This is a genomic window from Metasolibacillus fluoroglycofenilyticus, assembly GCF_003049645.1.
Classification (GTDB): domain Bacteria; phylum Bacillota; class Bacilli; order Bacillales_A; family Planococcaceae; genus Metasolibacillus; species Metasolibacillus fluoroglycofenilyticus.
Genome location: NZ_PYWK01000001.1, coordinates 1733920 through 1756969, shown reverse-complemented (window position 1 = coordinate 1756969; position 23050 = coordinate 1733920). Strand labels below are relative to the sequence as shown.

The following is a 23050-nucleotide window of genomic DNA, read 5'->3' as shown; positions in this document are numbered from 1 at the left end:
CTAATGCCCAAAACCAGCTTGGTATACTTGACATAAACTTTCACCTCACACGCCATTTTATCATGTCCTATAAGTGGGCGGCAATGGTTTACTCTTCATTTTGAATTCAAAGAAAAACGATTGAAAAAGTAACGTCTTTTTTTAAATCAAAGAAAGCACCCTCTATTTTCATAAGTAAACATTTTTCTGAAATACTACCAGGAATGTGCGAAATGGCGGCAATATACGTCTTTTCGCACGCCTATATCTAACAATTTTTTGCTGAATGCTTTGAAAAACTACCATTCTTAAGGGAAATCGTATAAAATATAAGGAAACAGGCTAAAAGAGAGGTTACACAAATGTTACATTTAAAATGGAAAGATGCGCCTACAATTCGTACAGTGAAATGTGTGCATACAAATGCCGCAAAATACTTAGTATCGAATGTACTAACAGTTGGCAAAGAATACGAAGTGAAAAATGAAACAGAGGAATTTCTTTTTGTAGTTGACAACACAGGAAAAGTTGGCGGCTATTATAAAGATTATTTTGAGTAATATAGTATAAGAGGCGGATATGATACAACTGCCAAAAGAGAAGGGGGGCGTCTGAAAAGTCATTTTGAGACGTTCCCTTTGCCACTGGGATAGTGATAATTTACCACCGCAAAGGTAAGTATTTTTAGATATAGAAGCAGGGCAGGGGGCTATCCGAAAAAATCTACACTTTTCGGATAGCTTCACTTTATTTTGGGGACTTATGAGGCAATCTCTTCTTGCGTAGACAATCAAAATTCAATTTTTACTTTCATACGAAGGAAAATCCGCTAAACCTTGTCTTTCTCCTATTTTTAAAGAATCATCAGTGAATTCTTTAAAGAAATATCAACGAAAGCGTCCAAAATGCTGGCAACTTCACCGCTTTTTGGACGCTCTCTTCATCTTTTAAATGGACTCGTATACATCAGTTGTTTTCGCGTGTACACGGAGTGTTTCTTCGATATCCTGTAGTAATTTTAGCTGTGTTTGTTTGAATTGATCTATGTCAGCATGTGATATACCAGCTTGCTTTGACTTCATTTGCAGCATTTTGCCGTTTTTGCGAGCCAATTCATCAGAGGCACGCATTAATTTATCCTGTGCCTCTGCTACACGACGCTGTTGATTCATTGTCAGTAGTGTAGAAATTTGTGTTTGCCACATAGGGATTGTTGTCATAACAGATGCCTGTATTTTATCGATTAATAATTGATTCGTTTGTTGCATTAAACGAATTTGTGGTGCGGCTTGAATAGCTATTTCCCTCGAAATTTGCATATCATAAAGACGTCGGTCAAGCCATTCAATCGCCATTTTTTGATCATTTAATTTCTGCAATTCCATTGGGTCAATCGGCTGGACGGCGGGAAGCTTATTTTTGACATCAGCAAGCTTAAGCTCGCCAGCTGCAATAAAGATGTTAATCTCTGCGAAATATTGCTCATTCAAGGCATATAAATCATTTAATAGCTTAAAATCACGCAATAAACCCATTTGTGCATGTTCTAATTGAATTGCAAGGCGGTCAATTTGTTTACTTAGTTTTTTATAATGTGTCATAACTTCTTGTGTTGATTGCTTTTGCTTTGAAAAAAGCTTACTCAAAAAGCCCTTTTCTTGCCCGATAAGCGCATCTGGATTAATTTGCTCTAAATAAGAAATAAGCTGTGATAGCACCTCGCCAACTTTGCTATGATCCTTTCGCTCGATATGGATAGCCATATTAGCGGTAAAATCACGAAGCGCTTGCTGGGCCTGTAAGCCGAAAGCAAGCACATTTTCATAAATATTAATTTTAAGCTCGCTCGCTAATGCCAGTGCTCGACCTTTATCTTGCTGACTTAATGCAGCATAAAGAGGACTTACAGATTGGCTTTCCTGCGCAACTTGGAATTCCTCCTCTGCCATTTCAGCAAAGCGACTCCCTGTATTTTTAAATGCTTCAAATGGATTTTGTTGCATGCTTATTCACCACCGATTAAACGATCTTTCCTTTTTTGATTTTCAAGCTTTGCAAAATCAAGCTCAAGCTTTAAATGCTCAATATCAGAGCTTAATGCCAACTTTAAATCGTCTTCCATTGTTGTATATAGCTCCTTCAGTGTTTTGCGGGCTTCTTCTAAAGCTAAATGTATTTCCGTACCGCCTACCTGCTCTTTTGTTAATAAAGTGTACTTGTCTATTAACTGCACAGCAGAAGGGAGGTGAGAATAGAAGAAATCCTCAACCGCATAAAATTTTTGCGGATTTGATTGCACAATACCAATGATGCGCTTGGCAAGTTTATTCATTTCATTAATTAATTTAAAAGAGCGTACAGAGCGTACACGTACATATTGTTGCATAAGTAAGGCTAAGTCATTTTTCGCTAGTTTGATATGCTGTTCAATATGTTTATATTCCGAGCGTGTTAAGCCAAGCATTTTGCTTCTTTTTGCTTTTTGAAAAGCTAAAATTCCTTTATTACTTGCATAATAGCTTGCGATCGTTAACAGTGGCACGATAAAAATGCCTAAATCAAAATTGATAACTGTAATAACAAATACAGCAAAGCTAATGATTAAGCTCAGTCCATGGCGATTGATAAAGTTCATTGTGCTAAGCATTTTCGTACCTCCTATATTGATTGTTACTACTAAATACGAGCTAGCTGCAAAAAAGTTTCACCAATATGTTTTTTCTTTTATTTTACGCTAAAAAAACATATAGACAAAGCCAAATGACTTTGCCTACATGTTCACCGATTTTTTTTATCCTGCATTAGCGGGCAGTAAGACCCTACCTCAAGACTTAAGTGAAAATCGGCTGAAGGATAAATGGGGGATTAACTGCCCATAAAAGCCTGATTGGTTCAGCTAGCAATCAGTGGGGAAAGCTTCCTCTGATTGCTAGTTTCACTTTATATAATGTCGGTTTTCATTGTTTTAAAGCCTTTTAAATCGTCAAAGATTTCTATTGTAAAACGATTTGATTGTGCTTGTAAGCTAACGCCTTGCTGGACAAAATGAATAAATTCATCAACAGCAGGGGTTGTACCCTCAACTTCTGCCTCAATATTATTTTGCTCGTTCAATATACAATGTCCTTTTAAGCCAAGCTCGAGCGCTTTTTGTTTAATGAAAAATCGATGACCTGTTCCTGTAGCATCACCAGAAAATATTACACGTGCTCGTTTCATCGTAAGTCGACACTCCTTTTGCATAAAAGTTTTAACTGACCTGCGCATTAGTTGAGCCGAAGCATCATTTAGATAGATTGTCTCTCTTTGACAATGATTTCAATTAAATCATTAATATAGCGTAGCACTTGTTCAGACGCGTGATTAATTTTTTGTAAGCAATCATCAGCAATTTGGATATTACCATTATTGTACGCCTCTACAGCTTGTTTCGCAAATACATGCACTTGCTCATGATAATGGTCTAAGTCAATAAATGATTGATGTGAGCCTAAGCGACGTTGTGTTTGCTCATTGGAATACCATTTACCAAGGCGGCATTCCTTGTGTGAAGATACATCGCTTGGTTGTAATTTTTCTAAACCTAAAAACATATTGTAAACTCGCCATTTCCATAAAATATGGTCAGCTTTTGAAAGTTGTAGCAAAGCAATGCTCGATAATGTCACACTACTGTCAGTTGTAAGTTCTGTTCGGAATCGATTAATTTCTTTCCCTAAATAATGTATATCTTGAGATGTAACATCGCTTAATCTTTGAATATCTTCCTGAATGCTCGCAATATCGACAATTCGGGAAGACATATCATCAAGTGCCGCAGCTTGTTGCTGAGAAATTGCCGCAGTATTTGTTACATCTTCATCAATACTTTCGATTGCCTCCACAATTGATGCTAAAAGTGGTAAAGATTGTTTTGCCTCAGATGTTGCCTCTTTAATCGTTGTTGTCGTTTCTTTAATCGATTGAGAAACAGAATTAGAATATGATTTTAACGCATGTACATTATTGGAAACTTCCTCTAAAGCAGAGACTGTTCCTTCTGCAAGCTTTCGTACTTCCTGTGCAACGACCGCAAAGCCTTTACCGTGCTCGCCAGCTCTTGCTGCCTCAATCGATGCATTGAGTGCTAATAGATTGGTTTGGTCAGCAATTTGATTAATTAATATTACGACTTGCTCGATATCATCAACATATTTCTGCAAATTCGTAAAACCTTCAACAATTGCTGTAAATGTTTCTTCTGTTGTAAAAATTTCCTGTAATGCATGCTCAATCGCCTGTTGTCCTTTTGCGGCATAGGAAACGGATTCATTGGTTTTCTCAGCGATGCGTGTGGAAGTGCGGGCAACTTCAGCAATGGAAGCCGTGAGCTCCTCAATTGCAGCTGAGGAGGAGGCGATTTCCTCGGTTTGGTTATTTAAGCTAATTACTAAATCTTTCATATGCATAATGCGCGCATGCGCATCTGTTATTGTAGCCACCTCTGTAATGACATCTTCCATAAAGCGTTCTGCACATACTTCCGTTAATAGCTGTAGTTCAATATTAATTGTGGCAGAAATCGTTTTTAAAGATTCATTTGAAGAAGGCTGTTTATGTAAGACATGAGAAAGTAAATAAAATGATAATTGACTCCAAGTAACGGTTAATTTACCAATTTCAAATTGTTGCTCACGTAGCATATTAAAAAATTTAATCCGCTGATTTACATAGTCATTATCACGTTTATCATTAAAAAAGCTTTGTAAGTACGCCGAAATCTGCTGAGTAGATACAGAGTGTCCAGCACTTGGTGCAATCTCATCTAAGTGGCGCATTAAAAATTGTTCTAACGATGGGTCAGCATCTTTTATCTGCTGAGATATCTTTAATAGATTTTGTTCGTCCTGCTGTGAGAAATGATTAAAAGCAAGAATGTCATAAAACCGTCCTGTAACCTGTAAATCCGTACCTCTCATGAAGAAATCATGAACATTTGCTTTTCGTTTGAATGCTGTAAACAAAAAAATCACTCCTATTGCCTTTTTATGAAGTTAACTTTATTCAGCAAGATTCTCACTTATTAATCATGCTCAGGCAGACTCAATTTGTGAGAAAAGACCCTCTGATAGAAGTCACATTACGGCTATTTTATCATAGCAAGTAGAGGAATAATAGACAGAATAATGAAAAGGTTTAACTTCTTTCAAGGGTATCTAAATACCCGCTAAAATGGAGGAGCTTCTCCTAAGAACGTCACGACAGAGTGCCCAATATTATGTTAGCTTAAAGTTCTAGCGGATATAACAGAAATTTGCGTAACGCAGGCGTATGTCGTGACGGTTTTGAATTTGCTAGATAAAATTTGAATTAAAGTTAGTGCAGGCGTAAATGATTTATAGAGAAAGTCATATTAAGAATAGCAAATAATTTCGCCTGTTTCGGCATTGATACAGGCAATTTTCTTTTGTGGCTTTTTCTCAGCAAGACTGTAAATGAGCTTCTCGCTGGTTTTGACTTCATCGTATTCGTGAGCCCATTTTAAAATTATATCGATGTTTTTTAGTGTGCTTTGAAATTGCTCTTTCGTAATAAGCGACCTTCTTTCATATGCTTTTAAATCAGCAATCGTAATTCGAGGTCCCATTAAAAATTCGATAAAACCTGTTGTCATATTAACAGATAAGTAAAAATGCTCGTCTTCAATTCTATTATAGTTAGAGTCCTTAAAGAGAGAAAAAGTTTCAAGAACTAACGTCCACCATAAGTCTGCCTATCAAATGGAGACTTCATGCGCTATATGATAGCATGAATATAAATTTGCTTTTAAATTTAGAGGGAAGGGCGTCCCAAAAGCGGTGCATTGCCTGCTTGGAGGACGCTTTTGGCGTAGTTTCAACAAAGAAAAAACTAGATAAGATGCAAAAATATTTCTTTGAAAAGGAAATAATCACTGAAATTAGTGGTATTCCTTTAAACTTGAAGTAAGTGGAAGGCTAGTTTTCACTGCGCTGAGAAGAAATTCGGCTTTTGAGATAGCCCTAATATTTGGAGGTAAGAAATCATGAAAAAATGGACAATACACAATCAAGCCTATATTTATCAAACTGATTTTGGCAATCTTCGAAAGGATGAGTGTGAGCTGCCAAATGGCTTTGTTATTAAAGATTACTATGTAAACGAATATGCGGATTGGGTTAATGCCGTCGTTATTACGCGGAATAATGAAATCGTCCTAGTAAAGCAGTATCGCCATGCGGCAAATGACTTTTTCATAGAAGTACCAGCAGGGAAAATCGAACAAGGCGAAACGCAAGAAGAAGGTATTTTACGAGAGATACGTGAAGAAACTGGCTATACTTCGAGTGCTCCCCCAATTAAGCTAGGGGAATTTTTTGTAAACCCTGCAACACAGACAAATAAAATTGCTACATTTTTAATTTTAGATGCGTATCAAGAGAACAATCAGCAATTAGATATAACAGAAGAAATAGAAGTCTTTTTATTCAATTTTGATGAATTTGAAAGATTAGTAGAAAAAAATCAAATTAAAACACAGTTATTTACCGTAAATGCTTATTATTTAGCGAAGAACAGGCTAAAAAAATAGCATGTATTGCTTATTGTACTGAGTTTAAAATTGGTAGCTCACTAATGAATCATTGCTTTTCACCTTTAGAATATGGAATGTTTATTATATAATTGTTAATGATTTCATATTTTATGAGGGAGATAGAAATGCATATACCAATTTTGTATGAAGATAATCATTTAATTATTGTAGAAAAACCAATCAATATACCTGTGCAACAAGATGATACAAATGATCCTGATTTATTAACAATATTAAAGCAAGATATTAAAACTCGTTATAACAAGCCGGGGAATGTATATTTAAGCTTACTTCATCGATTGGATCGTCCAGTAGGTGGAGCCATCGTTTTTGCCAAAACATCTAAGGCAGCCTCACGAATGTCAGATTTATTCAGAAAAAAAGATATTGAGCGTGGCTATTTAGCGGTTGTGCGAAGGCAAGTGAAAAAAGAAGCTGACATCCTTGTCCATTATTTATGGAAGGATCAAAAGAAAAATATGGTTTTTGCAAAAAAAGCAAATGATAAGGAAGCAAAAAAGGCGATTCTTCATTATCATGTCGTTGCTAGACAAAGCGATTTAACACTAGTAAAAGTAAAACTAGAGACAGGGCGTTCCCATCAAATACGGGTACAATTTCAGCAAATCGACCACCCGCTTTATGGAGATCAAAAATATGGACCAGAAGTAAATAAAAAAGGACAACAGATAGCCTTATGGGCACATACATTATCCTTTATTCACCCTGTAACAAAGGAGCGCATTACTGTTAAATCTGAACCACCTAACAAGCATCCGTGGAATATTTGGAATGAACCCTTACTTACTTCTGTTCAATAAGAAGAGGCTGTCCAACAAGCCGTACAGTAGCCGGCTTTTGGACAGTAGTGATAATATTTTTGACAAAATAGTAGCTAAATAAAAGAGAGAAGACTATCTTTGAAGAGGTGCTAGACACTGGATTTTAGCCGTGTTTACTTTAAATAAAAGAGAATCGATGAAGTTTTTCTCAATGCTTTGTCAAAGCAAAACTGAATTTTTGGATAGTTTGCCTATCTCAATGAAATAATATAAAGTCCACCACAATGGGATATTTGTTCATATTGTACATTATATTTTTCATCTAATATCGGTCGAATTGTATTATCAACAAAGTAAAATTCATCATCGTCCCAGCTATTTGAATGTGTGAGCTTGCACGCTTCAAGATGCTCCTCTGTTGTAAAGGAAATATCACCGATGTATAACTTTCCAGATGTAGTTATTTTTTTAACATATTTTCAATTAAAACTATTTTTTCCTGATTATTGAAATGATGTAGCACATATGTGCAAGTAATAGCATCAAATTGGATGTTGAGCTGTTCTGTCGGAATGCCTTTTGTTAAATCCCATTCAAAAATATGAGCATTCGGCATTTTCTCCTTTGCAGCAGCGACCATTTTAGGCGAAAAGTCAAAAGCTGTAACTTTGTTATCTGCATCATATAATCTTTTCGCAAGTGACCCTGTACCAACGCCAATGTCTAAAATATTTTGATTAGATGTGATGCCTCTACAAATTTTTTCGAGCAGCTTTTCGTAGCCAGCAAACGGATAGCGGTTGCTGGATTCTGCCTCCGACACCGTTTTTTCATAATAATCTGCCCAATGGTCAAAGCCTAATTTATCTAACATAAAAAAATCCTCCTGTTATAAGCATGTTTCTTATTTATATTGAAGTTAGTGTTTAATTTTTTCATCATCTCGAACACTCCTCTACGATTAGTTTAGATAATTTGGAATATTAGCTTAGTTTATCCCGCATTAACGGGCAGTAAGGCACCCGCTTCAAGACTTGAGTGAAAATCGGCCTAAGGATAAGTGGGAAATCAACTATCCGTAAAAGCCCTATACAATCAGGGGGGAAAAGCTCCCACTGATTGAAGTTTCACTCTATAGTTTACTAAAAACAAGTCAATAATTCCATTTTCTACATCTCTATATATACTAATCTCATTTAAAGTTTAGTATAATCAATGTAATTTTACGAATAAATGGGGTGAGCGCTTTTGTTGCAAGTGAATATCGTTGAGTCATTGCTCACAATTATTAGCTGGCTTATTGTTATTTCTGCTGTGGTAATTATTTATCGAAGGCAAGAAAAAAAGGGGCTTATTTGGAAAATTATTGTGGCAGCTTTTGTTGGTTTGTTTTCATTTTCAATCACGCTAACTATTTTCGATAGGTCTGTACAATTTGCGATTTTACCGCTCGGGGTTTGGGTTTTATTTGCAATTTTAAATCGACGTGGGAGTTGGGATACATATCGACGCTTTGCATGGCTCGGCTTTTTAGCAAATTATTTATTTTTCCTCCTATTTTTTATTGGTCTATTACTTAATCATTTCTTTTATCCAAAAAATGAGCTTGCAACTTATTTAAACGATGTTGAAAATGCTGAATTAATCGCTATTCACCCAACAGGCAAGCAACATATTGAGCTTGATATTCCAGACGATTTAAGCAAAGTAAAAGCGATGCCTCATGATACGTATGATGTTCATGTTTGGTATATCGATATTGTATTGAATGAATCCTCAATAACTAACGAGAGATTTCCTTATTTACTAATTAATACGCAAGCAAAGCCTGGCAGCGGTTTGAGACCTACAATTTATGTTGAGGAAAATGGAAAAGGCTTACTCATAACAACTCAAGGGAAGCAATTTTACTTCTCTTTAAAGGATTCCATTATTCGTGAGGTGAATGGGTATGACTAAAAAACGAATCTTTATAGTAATTATTTTTTTACTCTCCATATTATTTGTCGTATATAAGCTTTCTATTTTAAAGCCGAAAGCATTTATTCATGAGAATGAAATCATACGTCAATTAAAGGAATTTGAACCGAATATAGTTGTTCAAACGATTGAGGATATAATTCAAGTCGATGGCAAGCATTATTTTGTTCCTGCTTCTGCTGAAGATGGACAACGGCTTTCCCTATACTATCAATGGGTAAAAGGAAAATGGCGAATAACTTATATTGATATAGGGACTAACGAGTTTATATATGGCTGGCAACTTGACTCAAAAGATCCAAGCTCCATCGTTTTTGTTTGGCATTTTCCAAAAGAAACGCTTGAAAAAATGGATGTATACTTAATTAAAAATCGTAATTACTTCATTTCACAAGGTCGCCAGCTCTACAGTCCTAAAATTCAATTGAAAGAAACAATTACGATTGATAAACATTACGGTGTACAGCATATATCTGAAACATTTGCAAAAACAATCCATCACCTTTATTCCAATGAATTGCAGCAAACAAACTTCAATTTAATTATTCATAATGAATCACCACAATTTTTTGCGAAATATTATTATAAAACAAATTTCCAAAGTGGGGGCAATGGCTTTAGCTACACAACAGGATATGGAAGAAGCCAGCTTCATATCGTAACGAGTATAAATGAAGCTGATTTAGAATAAAGAAAATTGCAGATTTTTTCAACAGTCATTAAAAATATTTCTAGCTATATATTGATAGGAATTTAATTGTTATTGCCCCTTGAAATCCCATACTGATAATGATATATTGATTTAAGTATTTTCGAAAGGATGATGGATGGAGCATGAGCAAATAATTCTATTTTTAAAGATAAAATGTATACGCATTTTCAATTTTAAATAGGATTAGTATGCCCATTTATCAAACATGAAAATAGGTTTATCCTGATTCAGCAATTATTACTGCGACGAGTAACCGTAGGAGCGTATTTGAGAGATGAATGTAGTTGTTCAAATACTTGCTGATAAAAGGGACCTTAGTCTAAAATCGCTTGAAAGCCCGTAAATTGAGGTCGTATAACCGTTAACGACTTCCTCTACGTAGTTCGAAACTCTAGATTAAGGTTAAAATGAGGCGTAATTGATAAAATATAAATTCTAATCCTTCTGAATTTTTTTCAGAAGGATTTTTTGTTTATGCGTGTACACCAATTTCAACAAAGGTGGACAGAATAATGACAAATCAAATACTTATAAAAAATCTAACATTTCAATACGACTCGATGACGAAGCCAATTTTCAAAAATTTGAATTTCAATATGCATGAACATTGGAGATTAGGGCTTGTAGGTAGAAATGGGCGAGGGAAAACGACCTTTTTCAGGCTATTGCTAAATGAGCTAGAATATGAGGGCAACATTCAAACAAATTTGCGGTTTCACTATTTTCCTTCGTATCCAGAGGAGCAGGTAACTGTTTCAACGCTTTTTAAAGATGCGGAAATTTGGAAAATTGAGCAAGAGTTAGCCTTGATGAATTTACCAGTGGCTATTTTAAATAAACAATTTGCTGTCTTAAGCGGTGGCGAGCAAACGAAAATATTATTAATAGCGTTATTTTTAAATGAGCAAACCTTTCCATTAATTGATGAACCTACAAATAATTTAGATTTGCAAGGTAGAAAAATCGTTGGACAGTATTTAAAAAGAAAGAAAGGCTTTATTGTTATTAGCCATGATGAAAGTTTTTTAAATGAATTTGTAGACCATGTACTCGCTATTAATAAGCAATCGATAGATTTATATAAAGGCAATATTGCAACGTGGAAATACGAAAAAGCAAATGCTGATTTACTAACGGAGGAAATGAATGGAAAATTAAAAAATGAAATAAATAGATTAGACAATGTGGCAAGACGTGTAAGTGACTGGGGGATAAAGAAACAAAACAGTACGAATGATGCTTCTGCAAGACGAATTGCTGCTAAACATATGAAAAGGTCAAAGGCGATTAAGAAACGAAGCGAAGCTTTAATTGAGGAAAAGAGAGAATTAATCGATAATATTGAAAAGCTCTCTGTATTAAAAATGCATGTTTTGCAGCCAAGAAAACAGATTTTGTATTTTAGAGATTTTACGCTTATACAGGATGGACTACCACTGTTTCAGCCCATTACGATAGACGTTTATCCAAATGACCGATTTTTTATCGAAGGAGGAAATGGTGCAGGAAAATCCTCTTTATTAAAGTTTATTCTAGGTGTAAAACAATTTGAAACAACTGGTAACTTTAGCATCCATTTACCTAAAAATATATCGATTTTTCATCAGAAAAATGCTGATAATGAAAATTATTTATGTACGGTTGACCAGCTAACGAAAATAGAGAAGGAAGAATATTGGCATATACTACACCAACTAGGCATTGAGCGCTCAAAATTTACAGATAAATCAAGCGAAACATGGAGTGCAGGGCAAGAGAAAAAAGCATTATTAGCGAAGGCATTGTTAGGACAAAATGAGCTATTTGCCTGGGATGAAGTAACGAATCATCTTGATATGCTTGCAATCGAGCAATTAATTGCTGCAATACAGAAATATGGGCCAACGATGATTGGGATTGACCATAATGAGCATTATATGAATGCAATTGCAACGAAGAAAATCAAATTATTTAACAATTAAGGAGCTAAGAAAAGAAGTTTTACTCGTAACATACGGCTGCAATTTGAGTCATTCGAATATTTAGTGAAGGAATGGATTAAATAAATTCAATTGGAACTATTTAGTAATTAAAAAATATAGTTAATTGCGAAATTTCAGCTCAATACAAATCATGTTATGGTTTTTAGATAGGAAAAGAAAGTGGACCAACCTTTTTATTAGACAACATGGCAGAATACCATTAAAATAACAGTTATCGGAATGCATGAAAGGGTGTCTAAGCTGTATAATATTATTTATATGAAGGCCGATTTTGAGCCATGGTGGCAATTTGAAGGCTGGGAAGAGACAATTCAGGAGACATACTTTTACGACACAGAAGAGGCGTTAGAAAAAGCTTTTCAAGAAATGCTTACGGCATTTCGAGCGCAATTTGAAAATGAAAGGCAAAAAAATGGAAAATACTTCGCTTTTTGGACTGAGAATGAATGCGAATATTGCGAGGCATGCGATGAAGATGCGCAAATTTACCACGGTTTAATAAAAATAAAGCCTGAAATATAAAGGTTTTAAGCAATTGACAGAAATAAAGGAAAATTTTAAAAAAATTTAAGAAAATAAATTGACATAGTGTAAAATCATGGTATACTTTAAATAACAATAAAATTGTTTGACCGGATACAATGGATTCACATATTACAAAGAGTGATCGGTGTAAATGACGGTACTCTTTGTAATATGTGAATTTTTATTTCGGTAAACAATTCCATATTGTTCACTTTATTTTTTGGAGGTTTTCTCAAATGAAACAAGGTACAGTAAAATGGTTTAACTCAGAAAAAGGCTTCGGATTCATCGAAGTAGAAGGCGAAAACGATGTATTCGTACACTTCTCAGCAATCCAAGGCGAAGGTTTTAAAACTCTTGACGAAGGTCAAAAAGTGGAATTCGAAGTTGTAGATGGCAACCGCGGACCACAAGCTGCTAACGTAACTAAACTTTAATTCTTAGAATTAAACTTAAACTCGTTAATCCAAAGCACTTCCTATAACAGGAAGTGCTTTTTTCAACCTGTAAAGTATGATAAAAGAAAGGGATAACCAATGCTTGCAACAATTTCGCAAAACCGAAATATAATGTTTGCTCGATTTGAACATCTGTTACCCTTTCAAGTTTATAATGAATAAGCGAAAGCCGTATTTCTATTGACTCCTAATTCTTTCAGCTTTTTCGCACAACTGCTCATTTTTCATTCCATTTTTAGCTGCCTTAAAGTTGAAGAAACAGTATACACCTCGTCTCCATTCATCATTTCTGTTACGCTCTTTACTAATCCATATCCGCGGATATAATAATTTGTTTCAGTTGAGTTTTCATCCTCTGTAATAATAATAATTGCATTGTCGAACATTTTATACGGTGTATCAACCTGTGCATCGATGGCTCTAATCGTCCATTTGTCCTCAGATTGTCCTACCTCAATTGGCACTTTTAAAATTGTCGCTAAAACAGGGTACGTATCAAGTGCAGCAAGGTCAAATTGTGCTACACCCTCTACCTCACGAAAAACTAATTCAATGGCCTCGTTAGTTATGCGATAAACTTTATTCATAATTGCACCGCCATTATCAACGCGAACATGCACATAGTTCGAGTTGAGCCAAAAGGTTTGCTCTGTATAGCTAGCAAATTCATTGCCCTCGCCTTCGAAAAAGGCTGTTGAGCCATCCTCTTTAAAAAATAACTGTAATTCATTTGCTTGATCTTCCGCAGGTGGATTTTCAGACGTTGGTAAATCATTCGTACAGCTTGCTAAAAACAACACCGTACATAGCAAAAAGAAGTAACGCATTTTTTTCACTTCCTTTTGGATTTTTTTATACTTTACCATTTTTATGTTTGATGTAAACATATTAGAAATAAATTCTGTTTTACACTTGATAAATGATTTTTTTTATTGTATACTAATAATTAATAAAGTCAATTGTAAAAGAAGATATGAAATCACATATTACAAAGGGTAATCGTGTTTTGATAGTTACTTTTTGTAATATGTGATTTTTTTTCGAGTAATAAGATTTTATTGAATACAATTAATGGAGGTCATCTAAATGACACAAGGTACAGTAAAATGGTTTAACGCAGAAAAAGGTTTTGGATTCATCGAAGTAGAAGGCGGTCAAGACGTATTCGCTCACTTCTCAGCTATTCAAGGTGAAGGCTTCAAATCACTTGAAGAAGGTCAAAAAGTTGAATTCACAGTAGAAGAAGGTCAACGCGGACCACAAGCTGCTAACATCGTAAAACTTTAATTGCGAAAATAGGCTAGAACCAAAACGTTCTAGCTAAATAAAAATCCGAACTATGATGCGAAACTTTAAGTTAAGGTTTCGTAATAGCTCGGATTTTTTTATTTCATTTATATCCTAAATATTAAAATGCTTCTAAGTATAAATGATTATAAACAGGATAATTTAATATTTAAGTGAATGAAAAAGATGATATGTAAGAGGCTGATTCCTACAAATTAAAGGGGGGATTTTATGGATAAAAATTTAAGGTATGGTGAGGATTATCAATTTATTCCTGCGACTTCTGTTGGGAGTGGTATAGGTATTGAAGTATTGGCTGATTTATATCAGTATACGATTCAAATTGTTAATATTGTGCTTTATAGCAATCCAAGTACAAATGAGTTTGTGTTAATTGATGCGGGGATGCCTAAAAGTGCCGATGAAATAATTTCTGTTGTTGAAAATCGCTTTGGCTTTAATGCCCGACCGAAAGCAATCATTTTAACACATGGACATTTTGATCATGTTGGGGGAATTATCGAATTAGTTAAGCATTGGGATGTTCCCGTCTATGCACATCCATTGGAAATGCCTTATTTAACTGGAAAGCAGAATTATCCAGCACCTGACCCTACTGTCGATAGTGGGCTAGTTGCAAAAATGTCGCCTATTTTTCCGACTGAAGCCATTCAATTAGGGAACTATATTCAAGCTATTCCTGCTGACGGCACGATTCCATTTATGCCAGATTTTCGCTGGATTCATACGCCAGGGCATGCACCAGGGCATATATCATTGTTTCGAGAGAGCGACAGAGCTTTATTAGCTGGCGATGCATTTGTAACAGTTAAGCAAGAGTCGCTTTATAAAGTTTTGACACAGCAAAAAGAAATTAGTGGCCCACCGCGTTATTTAACAACGGATTGGCAAGCTGCTCGGGCATCTATTGAAAAGCTAGAGGCATTAAAGCCTGCTGTAGCGATTACAGGTCATGGTTTGCCGATGAAAGGTATGGAGCTTACAGAAAATCTTAAAAAGCTTGTAAATAATTTTGAGGAAATTGCCTTACCGAATGAAGGGAAATATGTGAATTGAAGCCGTAACACATTCCTGTATACAAGCTGAAAAGGAGCTGACCGAAAAGTCCATTTTGTTTTGACACCACATTGAAATCAATGTTTTCATCGCTTCCCTTTTACTGAGGGATAACACTGCTAAAGCCAATGTTCATCCCATTTTTAAAGGAGGCGTTCTCTGTTTATATGAATCAATATTTTATGAAACATCATCGCTACTGTCCAAAATGCCGGCTATGCACGGCTTTTTGGACAGCTCCTATTATGCTGGTTTGTTATGCAAAGTATCAAAGTATTGATTAGTCTACACTAAGTTAGACAAATAAAATAAGGGTTTGTAAGCTTAGACTACTAAAACGGATAATATCAACCTTAGCTCGATAGGCAGGGTTTAATAAGGCGCTGCATTATGACCTTTATCAATCGCATCTTCTGGGGCTTTAGTGCCTGCTATATTGCCAAGCGGTTTTGAAGAACTAGAATTGTTTTGTGCATTATGCAAGCCATCTTTCAGCAAACGACCGTATTCCTCATCAGCTTCCTCTGCTAAGGCAATCATGGCATTTTGAATATCAATATGACAGACCGATAAATCACGTATTAAATTTGCAAGCAGCTCATCGCGTTCCCATTGCTCAAAGTTGCGATAGGTTTCACCAGCTTGCTTTGTATTGTTTTGACGGTCAATTGATTCACGAACAAGATTTCCTTCGATATATGGCGTATACTCTTTACCGTTTTGTGTTGCTTCCTTTAAGCCATTTAACATAGAAGGCTCATAATTAATATGTGGATTTTGCCCAGGTGCTAAATCGCGTTTATACATCATTTGCCCCCCGGCTTGATTTGTTGCAACATGCTTTTTCGGTGCATTAATCGGAAGTTGTAAATAGTTTGCCCCTACGCGATGGCGCTGTGTATCAGAATAGGAGAATGTGCGACCTTGCAACATTTTATCATCAGAAAAATCTAAGCCGTCGACAAGTACACCAGTGCCAAAAGTGGCCTGCTCTACCTCAGCAAAATAATCTTCAGGATTTTTATTTAATACCATTTTGCCAACGAGATGCCACGGGAATTGGTCATTTGGCCAAAGTTTAGTATCGTCCAATGGATCAAAATCAAGCTCGGGGTGTGGACCGTCCTCCATAATTTGAATATAGAGCTCCCATTCAGGATATTCTCCGCGTTCTATCGCATCATATAAATCCTGTGTCGCATGATTGAAATTATTCTTTTGAATTTCTTCTGCCTCTTTTTGTGTTAAATTTTTAATGCCTTGAAGTGGCTCCCAATGATATTTCACAAGCACAGCATTTCCTTCACTATTTACCCATTTATAAGTGTTTACACCAGAGCCTTGCATCATTCGATAATTCGCTGGAATGCCCCAAGGTGAGTATACCAATGTAACCATATGGAAGGTCTCTGGAGAGCTCGCACAAAAATCAAAAAAGCGTTCCACACTTTGAATATTTGTAATAGGGTCAGGCTTAAAGGCATGAATCATATCTGGAAACTTGATGGCATCACGAATAAAGAAGATTTTTAAATTATTACCGACTAAATCCCAGTTGCCATCCTCCGTATAAAATTTTACCGCAAAGCCTCTTGGGTCTCGCAATGTTTCAGGGGAATGACCTCCATGAATTACAGTTGAGAAACGAACAAATACTGGTGTTTTCTTCCCCTTGTCTTGAAAGACTTTTGCACGTGTATATTTAGAAATGGGCTCATCACCAACGACACCATATGTTTCAAAATAACCATGTGCGCCAGCACCACGAGCATGCACTACACGTTCTGGAATTTTTTCGCGGTCAAAATGACTAAGTTTCTCTAAAAAATCGTAATTTTCAAGTGTAGCAGGACCACGATTACCAACAGTTCGTAAATTTTGATTGTTCGTAATAGGATGCCCTTGCCGATTTGTTAAAGTTGTATCTTGCTGATGTTTCGAATCGTTTTGTTTAGTCATCATATAACTCCTTTCTAGTAAGTAATTTTATATTGTCCATTATTGGGACAAACTAGACATACGAATAAAAAGGAGCATTCTTGTTAGAAATATTTTCGGGGACTTGAAAAAAACCCCTCCTGTATGATGCCTAAGTGTCAATCGGAAAATTGACTTGCACATCTACAGAGAGGACTCCATTCAATGAATTTTAATGTGAATGAAAAAATTAATCAAGCTTCTGAAACATGAGCTAGACATTTGAGAAGGGAGTATTTTAAAAGGGGAAAAACTGTTTTTAAATAATAAAGTTGTTTAGATAGCTAATAAAGTCATTTACACAGGTTAGTCTTGCCATTCAACAAATAGATCGAATTAGGGAGGCACATTTTTATGAAAAGGAAACAAAATCCGCTTGAGCTGCGTTTTCCAACAGAAGTATTTTTGTCAAAATATAAATCAAGTGTAAACGAAAAAGAAATAGCCATTATTTCCTTCTCATAACCTTCCACAATCATTTTTCCGAAATAAAAAATTAAACTTTTTTAACCTAATTTTAACCTTTGCTCTGTATAATCTATCCATGTAAAAACAAAATCAATCGAAAGGAACAACACGTATGCAACGAAAAACAAAGCCAACCCTCGTTCCTATAGCGATTGCAGTCTTGTTTATGCAAACGTTATTTGGTAGTTTACCAGCAAGGGCAATTGAAAATTTTGCTAATCAATCTTATTATGAGGGAAAAATGATGAAAAATCCTATAGTAGGACAATTAGCTCTAATTAATCCAAAGCTTGAAATCGAATACGCCGCAGTGCCAGTGAATACAGCGCCCATGCTAGCCGCAATCGGCAATAAAACGGTCAACGAAGGAACTCCTCTTACTTTTACAGCGACAGCAACAGATTTAGATTCTGCTGTATTAACCTACAGTTTAGTGGGTGCACCAATGGGAGCAAGCATCGACGCAACGACAGGTGTGTTTACATGGACACCGACAGAAGCACAAGGTCCAGGAAGCTATACCTTTGCAGTACGAGTAAGTGATGGGATGCTAACAGACGAAGAAAGTATTACTGTTACAGTGAATGAAGTAAACACAGCGCCCGTGCTAGCAGCTATCGGCAATAAAACAGTAGATGAAGGAAGCTTGCTTACGTTTACAGCAAGCGCAACGGATGTTGATTTACCGGAAAATTCATTAACGTACAGCTTACTAGGTGCACCAACAGGAGCAAGCATCAATGCAATGACAGGTGTGTTTACATGGACACCGACAGAAGCACAAGGTCCAGGAAGCTATACCTTTGCAGTACGAGTAAGTGATGGGACGTTAACAGATTCAGAAAGTATTACTGTTACAGTGAATGAAGTAAACGCAGCGCCCATACTAGCTGCAATTGGCAATAAAACGGTAGATGAAGAAAGCATGCTTACGTTTACGGCAAGCGCGATGGATGTTGATTTACCCGAAAATTCATTAACCTACAGCTTAGTAGGTGCACCAGCAGGAGCAAGCATCAATGCAATGACAGGTATGTTTACATGGACACCGACAGAAGCACAAGGTCCAGGAAGCTATACCTTTGCAGTACGAGTAAGTGATGGGACGTTAACAGATTCAGAAACTATTACTGTTACAGTGAATGAAGTAAACGCAGCGCCCGTACTAGCCTCAATTGGCAATAAAACGGTCAACGAAGGAACTTCTCTTACTTTTACAGCGACAGCAACAGATTCAGATTCTGCTGTATTGACCTACAGCTTAGTGGCTGCACCAACGGGAGCAATTATCAACGCAATGACAGGTATGTTTACATGGACACCAACAGAAGCACAAGGTCCGGGAAGCTATACATTTACTGTAGTAGTAAATGATGGAGCGTTAACAGACGAAGAAAGTATTATTGTTACAGTTAATGAAGTAAACACAGCGCCCTTACTAGCGGCAATCAGCAATAAAACCGTAGATGAAGAAAGCTTGCTTACGTTTACGGCAAGCGCAACGGATGCTGATTTACCCGAAAATTCATTAACCTACAGCTTAGTAGGTGCACCAACGGGAGCAAGCATCAATGCAATGACAGGTGTGTTTACATGGGCACCGACAGAAGCACAAGGTCCAGCCAGTTACACATTCACAGTACGAGTAAGTGATGGAGCGTTAACAGACGAAGAAAGTATTACTGTTACAGTTAATGAAGTAAACACAGCGCCCGTGCTAGCAGCTATCGGCAATAAAACAGTAGATGAAGGAAGCTTGCTTACGTTTACAGCAAGCGCAACGGATGTTGATTTACCCGAAAATTCATTAACCTACAGCTTAGTAGGTGCACCAACAGGAGCAAGCATTGACGCAACGACAGGTGTGTTTACATGGACACCATCAACAACTCAAAGCTTGAAAGAGTATACCTTTACAGTAAAGGTGAGTGATGGCTCATTAACAGATGAGGAAGTAATTACAGTTACTATAAAAATGGTGCATGGTAATAATTCGACTATTGATGTACCAGGTTCAACAGGAACAGCAGTCAATGCGTTAACTATTACATTGCATACGAACGGTGGCACAGCGATAGCACCAATCGACATAAGCTCTCATACAAAAGTTGGCGATTTACCTGTGCCAATAAGGGAGGGCTATCGCTTTGAAGGTTGGTATCAAGATGAGGCATTGACAAAACGATGGGTAGAGGAAACGATTTTGCGAGAAAATATTTCGCTCTATGCAAAATGGACAGCAATACCTATAGAGGAACCTGAACCCTCACAGCCACCAAAGTCAATCGTGCCATTTCATGATGTAGAAAGACATTGGGCAAAAGAGATGATTGAGGAACTGACAGCCATTGGTATTATCCAAGGCTTTGAAGATGGTACTTTCCGTCCGAATGCTCCGATTAGTCGTATGCATGTGGCAGTGTTACTAACAAGAGTATTTTCACTAGATGCAGTGAGAGAAGCAGATGGTTTCTCGGATGTACCGTCCACACACCCTTATTATGAGGCAATCCAAACATTGCAACAAGCAGGCATTATAGACGGGGCAAATGGTGCGTTTCTCCCAGCAGAGAAAATGACGAGAGCGCAATTAGCCAAAGTGCTTGTTGGCGTGCTTGACCTAACACCAGAAGGCACAAGTTCCTTTGCAGATGTGGCTAGCTCCCATTGGAGTGCTGGTTATATTGCGACGCTAGAGCGCGAAGGAATTACACTCGGTGATAGCGGCTATTTCAGACCAAACGAGCCTGTCACAAGAGCGCAGTTTGTCGCATTTTTATATCGGATTATGCAAAAACAGTAAAAAGAAAAAACTTGAAAGGATGTTTCTTTCAAGTTTTTTTGGGCAAAATACAATGCAAGACTTCTGGTGGTGTCACTTCTACAGTTTCATTTATGTAGGACATTGCCCAACATTTTGGTTTTTTAGCTTCTTTCAGCAATGTTTTTTGTGCGGCAAGCGTAGCGATAAATTTTATTTGTACCGATAGTAAGGCGACAGGTACAGAAGACTCCCGTCTCTATAGGTGTCAGAATGAATCATAGGAACTCAGTCTAAGAACATCGCAATCTGAGATAACGACTGAGTGGCCCACATCGAAAGCTTTCGGTGGATGTCACAAATTTAGAAGGAAGCCTACGTGATGCAGGTCAGTTAACCGTTCTCACAGGACGTGATAATTTTAGGTTAACACTAATCAACATTCAGAGGATAAATGGAAGGAAATACCGGATGAAAGTTGTTTGATAGGGAAGCCCGAGTTTATCTATCCAGAATTTATAGATGCTTATAATTGGCTAAAAAGGAGATTGAAGGGGAGGTTTCCCAACTATAATGGCGAATACCCAATATGACGATGGAAGATATCTTTTGAAATTGTTGTCATGAAAAAAGACTTCTCCATTGAGAGAGAAGCCTTTTTTACCTTATAACTGCCCGTTTGATATGCCCTAAAATCTCCCCAATTCGTCCCCAAATAGAACGATTTTATATAGAGGTGTTTGGATAGTAAATAAATTATCAATTGTTTAAAAAAGCCGTTATATCAATGTTTTGAGCGATTATCATATGAATAGATGGACTAGTTTAAACCTTGGCTATCTTTCCATTCAAGGAATTCGTCGTATGTTAATTGCTTATCTAAAATTGACCCATCTTCGCGAATTTCAATTACGCGGTTGGCAATTGTTTGGATGAATTGGTGGTCATGTGATGTGAATAACATAGCCCCTTTAAAGCGAATTAAACCTTCGTTTAGCGCTTGAATAGACTCAAGGTCTAAATGGTTCGTCGGCTCATCTAAAATTAATACATTAGAGTTAGCTAGCATCATTTTTGATAGCATACAACGAACTTTTTCGCCTCCTGATAAAACAGAAGGGGATTTTTTCACTTCTTCACCTGAGAATAGCATACGACCTAGGAAGCCGCGTAAGAAGCTTTCCGTTTCGTCCTCTGGTGAGTATTGGCGTAACCAATCAACCAATGTTTTTTCAGTACCAGTGAAGTATTTATCATGGTCGTTTTCAAAATAGCTTTGAGATGTTGTGACACCCCATTTGAATGTACCGCTTTCTGGCTCCGCATTTTCTGTTAAAATATCAAATAATGCCGTTTTGGCATTTGGGCTACCTAGGAAGACAATTTTGTCCTCTTTATTCATTGAGAAACGAAGGTCTTTGAATAATATTTCACCGTCCAAGGAAGCAGAAAGCCCTTCAACCGTTAGCACATCATTGCCGATGTCGCGTCCGATTTGGAAGTTGATAAATGGATATTTTCGGCTAGATGGACGAATATCATCTAACTCGATTTTATCTAACATTTTTTTACGTGAAGTTGCTTGCTTCGATTTCGATGCGTTTGCAGAGAAACGAGCGATAAACTCTTTTAATTCTTTAATTTTTTCTTCTTTTTTCGCATTTTGATCGGACATCATTTTTTGAGCTAGTTGACTTGATTCATACCAGAAATCATAGTTACCAACGTATAATTGGATTTTACCAAAGTCAAGGTCTGCAATATGCGTACATACTTTATTTAAGAAATGACGGTCATGCGAGACGACGATAACTGTATGCTCAAAGTTAATTAAAAATTCCTCTAGCCATTGAATTGCCTTTAAGTCAAGGTGGTTGGTCGGCTCGTCAAGTAATAATACATCTGGCTCACCGAACAATGCTTGTGCAAGTAACACTTTGACCTTTTCAGCACCTTCTAAGTCAGCCATTTTTGAATAGTGAATATCGTCACCGATGCCTAAGCCATTTAATAGCGTTGCCGCATCTGATTCCGCTACCCAACCATTCATTTCTGCAAATTCACCTTCAAGTTCCGCAGCACGCATGCCATCTTCATCTGAAAACTCTTCCTTTGCATAAATAGCGTCTTTTTCCTTCATTACTTCATAAAGGCGTTTATTACCCATAATGACAGTATCTAAAACTGTATATTCATCGTATTCAAAATGATTTTGCTTTAATACCGATAAACGCTCGTCCTTGCCCATTGATACATGGCCTTCTTGCGGCTCGATATCACCAGCTAAAATTTTTATAAACGTTGATTTTCCAGCACCATTCGCACCAATCAAACCGTAACAGTTCCCAGGTGTGAATTTAATATTTACGTCTTCAAATAGTTTACGATCGCCATAACGTAAACCAACACCACTTACTTGAATCATGTAAGCTTCCTCCTTCAAATTAAACAGCGAGCATAATGCTCTTAT

Annotated in this window: 20 protein-coding genes; 11 read left to right on the top strand and 9 right to left on the bottom strand. The window is 36.7% G+C overall.

Annotation, left to right across the window (positions count from 1 at the left end; translation table 11 throughout):
• Positions 1-341: 341 nt before the first annotated feature.
• Positions 342-539 (top strand): DUF6501 family protein, encoded by a 198-nt coding sequence (locus tag C9J36_RS08195; protein ID WP_042475574.1) that lies wholly within the window; start codon positions 342-344, stop codon positions 537-539.
• A 387-nt stretch (positions 540-926) separates the two neighbouring features.
• Here C9J36_RS08195 and C9J36_RS08190 read toward each other — a convergent pair whose 3' ends face one another.
• The 5 genes from C9J36_RS08190 to C9J36_RS08170 form a co-directional block, all read right to left on the bottom strand.
• Positions 927-1982: a toxic anion resistance protein gene (locus C9J36_RS08190; protein WP_235616024.1), complete on the bottom strand. Its 1056-nt coding sequence runs from the start codon at positions 1980-1982 to the stop codon at positions 927-929.
• A 2-nt stretch (positions 1983-1984) separates the two neighbouring features.
• Entirely contained in the window at positions 1985-2626 is a 642-nt protein-coding gene (locus C9J36_RS08185; protein WP_066162958.1) for a 5-bromo-4-chloroindolyl phosphate hydrolysis family protein, read from the bottom strand.
• Between the two features lie 293 nt (positions 2627-2919).
• Complete coding sequence (locus tag C9J36_RS08180) at positions 2920-3198, bottom strand: acylphosphatase (RefSeq protein ID WP_107942780.1); 279 nt, start codon at positions 3196-3198, stop codon at positions 2920-2922.
• 68 nt (positions 3199-3266) lie between these two features.
• Positions 3267-4982: a methyl-accepting chemotaxis protein gene (locus C9J36_RS08175; protein ID WP_107942779.1), complete on the bottom strand. Its 1716-nt coding sequence runs from the start codon at positions 4980-4982 to the stop codon at positions 3267-3269.
• Positions 4983-5371: 389 nt separating this feature from the next.
• Positions 5372-5632 carry a hypothetical protein gene (locus C9J36_RS08170; protein ID WP_107942778.1) on the bottom strand — a complete coding sequence of 87 codons (261 nt, stop codon included), beginning with the start codon at positions 5630-5632 and terminating at the stop codon, positions 5372-5374.
• Between the two features lie 390 nt (positions 5633-6022).
• Between C9J36_RS08170 and C9J36_RS08160 the strand changes: the two genes are divergently transcribed.
• Together C9J36_RS08160 and C9J36_RS08155 are read left to right on the top strand one after the other, a co-directional pair.
• Positions 6023-6568 carry an NUDIX hydrolase gene (locus C9J36_RS08160; protein ID WP_107942776.1) on the top strand — a complete coding sequence of 182 codons (546 nt, stop codon included), beginning with the start codon at positions 6023-6025 and terminating at the stop codon, positions 6566-6568.
• A 128-nt stretch (positions 6569-6696) separates the two neighbouring features.
• Positions 6697-7392, top strand: coding sequence for an RluA family pseudouridine synthase (locus tag C9J36_RS08155; protein ID WP_066162970.1), 696 nt, complete (start codon positions 6697-6699; stop codon positions 7390-7392).
• Between the two features lie 421 nt (positions 7393-7813).
• Here the strand turns inward: C9J36_RS08155 and C9J36_RS08150 are convergent, their stop codons facing one another.
• Complete coding sequence (locus tag C9J36_RS08150) at positions 7814-8227, bottom strand: class I SAM-dependent DNA methyltransferase (RefSeq protein WP_107942775.1); 414 nt, start codon at positions 8225-8227, stop codon at positions 7814-7816.
• A gap of 374 nt (positions 8228-8601) precedes the next feature.
• Here C9J36_RS08150 and C9J36_RS08145 point away from each other — a divergent pair, with 374 nt between their 5' ends.
• From C9J36_RS08145 to C9J36_RS08125, 5 genes are all read left to right on the top strand, one after another.
• Positions 8602-9312, top strand: a complete 711-nt coding sequence (locus C9J36_RS08145) for a hypothetical protein (protein WP_107942774.1) — start codon at positions 8602-8604, stop codon at positions 9310-9312.
• A complete protein-coding gene (locus C9J36_RS08140) occupies positions 9305-10024 on the top strand; it encodes a hypothetical protein (protein WP_107942773.1) in 720 nt (239 codons plus the stop codon). Before C9J36_RS08145 ends, C9J36_RS08140 begins: the two co-directional genes overlap by 8 nt.
• Before the next feature lie 533 nt (positions 10025-10557).
• Complete coding sequence (locus C9J36_RS08135; RefSeq protein ID WP_107942772.1) at positions 10558-12006, top strand: ATP-binding cassette domain-containing protein; 1449 nt, start codon at positions 10558-10560, stop codon at positions 12004-12006.
• 252 nt (positions 12007-12258) lie between these two features.
• The gene (locus C9J36_RS08130; protein WP_235616023.1) at positions 12259-12549 is read left to right on the top strand and encodes a DUF1033 family protein; all 291 of its coding nucleotides are present in this window, start codon (positions 12259-12261) and stop codon (positions 12547-12549) included.
• A 239-nt stretch (positions 12550-12788) separates the two neighbouring features.
• Entirely contained in the window at positions 12789-12989 is a 201-nt protein-coding gene (locus tag C9J36_RS08125; RefSeq protein WP_004230088.1) for a cold-shock protein, read from the top strand.
• A 245-nt stretch (positions 12990-13234) separates the two neighbouring features.
• Here the strand turns inward: C9J36_RS08125 and C9J36_RS08120 are convergent, their stop codons facing one another.
• Positions 13235-13837, bottom strand: coding sequence for a hypothetical protein (locus C9J36_RS08120; protein WP_107942770.1), 603 nt, complete (start codon positions 13835-13837; stop codon positions 13235-13237).
• A 259-nt stretch (positions 13838-14096) separates the two neighbouring features.
• Here C9J36_RS08120 and C9J36_RS08115 point away from each other — a divergent pair, with 259 nt between their 5' ends.
• Together C9J36_RS08115 and C9J36_RS08110 are read left to right on the top strand one after the other, a co-directional pair.
• Positions 14097-14297: a cold-shock protein gene (locus tag C9J36_RS08115; protein ID WP_004225195.1), complete on the top strand. Its 201-nt coding sequence runs from the start codon at positions 14097-14099 to the stop codon at positions 14295-14297.
• Positions 14298-14528: 231 nt separating this feature from the next.
• Entirely contained in the window at positions 14529-15374 is an 846-nt protein-coding gene (locus tag C9J36_RS08110; RefSeq protein ID WP_107942769.1) for an MBL fold metallo-hydrolase, read from the top strand.
• 372 nt (positions 15375-15746) lie between these two features.
• On the opposite strand, the gene C9J36_RS08105 is transcribed toward C9J36_RS08110, so the two are convergent.
• The gene (locus tag C9J36_RS08105) at positions 15747-17333 is read right to left on the bottom strand and encodes a catalase (protein WP_107942768.1); all 1587 of its coding nucleotides are present in this window, start codon (positions 17331-17333) and stop codon (positions 15747-15749) included.
• Positions 17334-17931: 598 nt separating this feature from the next.
• Here C9J36_RS08105 and C9J36_RS08100 point away from each other — a divergent pair.
• The gene (locus C9J36_RS08100) at positions 17932-20622 is read left to right on the top strand and encodes a putative Ig domain-containing protein (protein ID WP_107942767.1); all 2691 of its coding nucleotides are present in this window, start codon (positions 17932-17934) and stop codon (positions 20620-20622) included.
• 778 nt (positions 20623-21400) lie between these two features.
• Here C9J36_RS08100 and C9J36_RS08095 read toward each other — a convergent pair.
• A complete protein-coding gene (locus C9J36_RS08095; RefSeq protein WP_066163003.1) occupies positions 21401-23005 on the bottom strand; it encodes an ABC-F family ATP-binding cassette domain-containing protein in 1605 nt (534 codons plus the stop codon).
• Positions 23006-23050 lie beyond the last annotated feature (45 nt).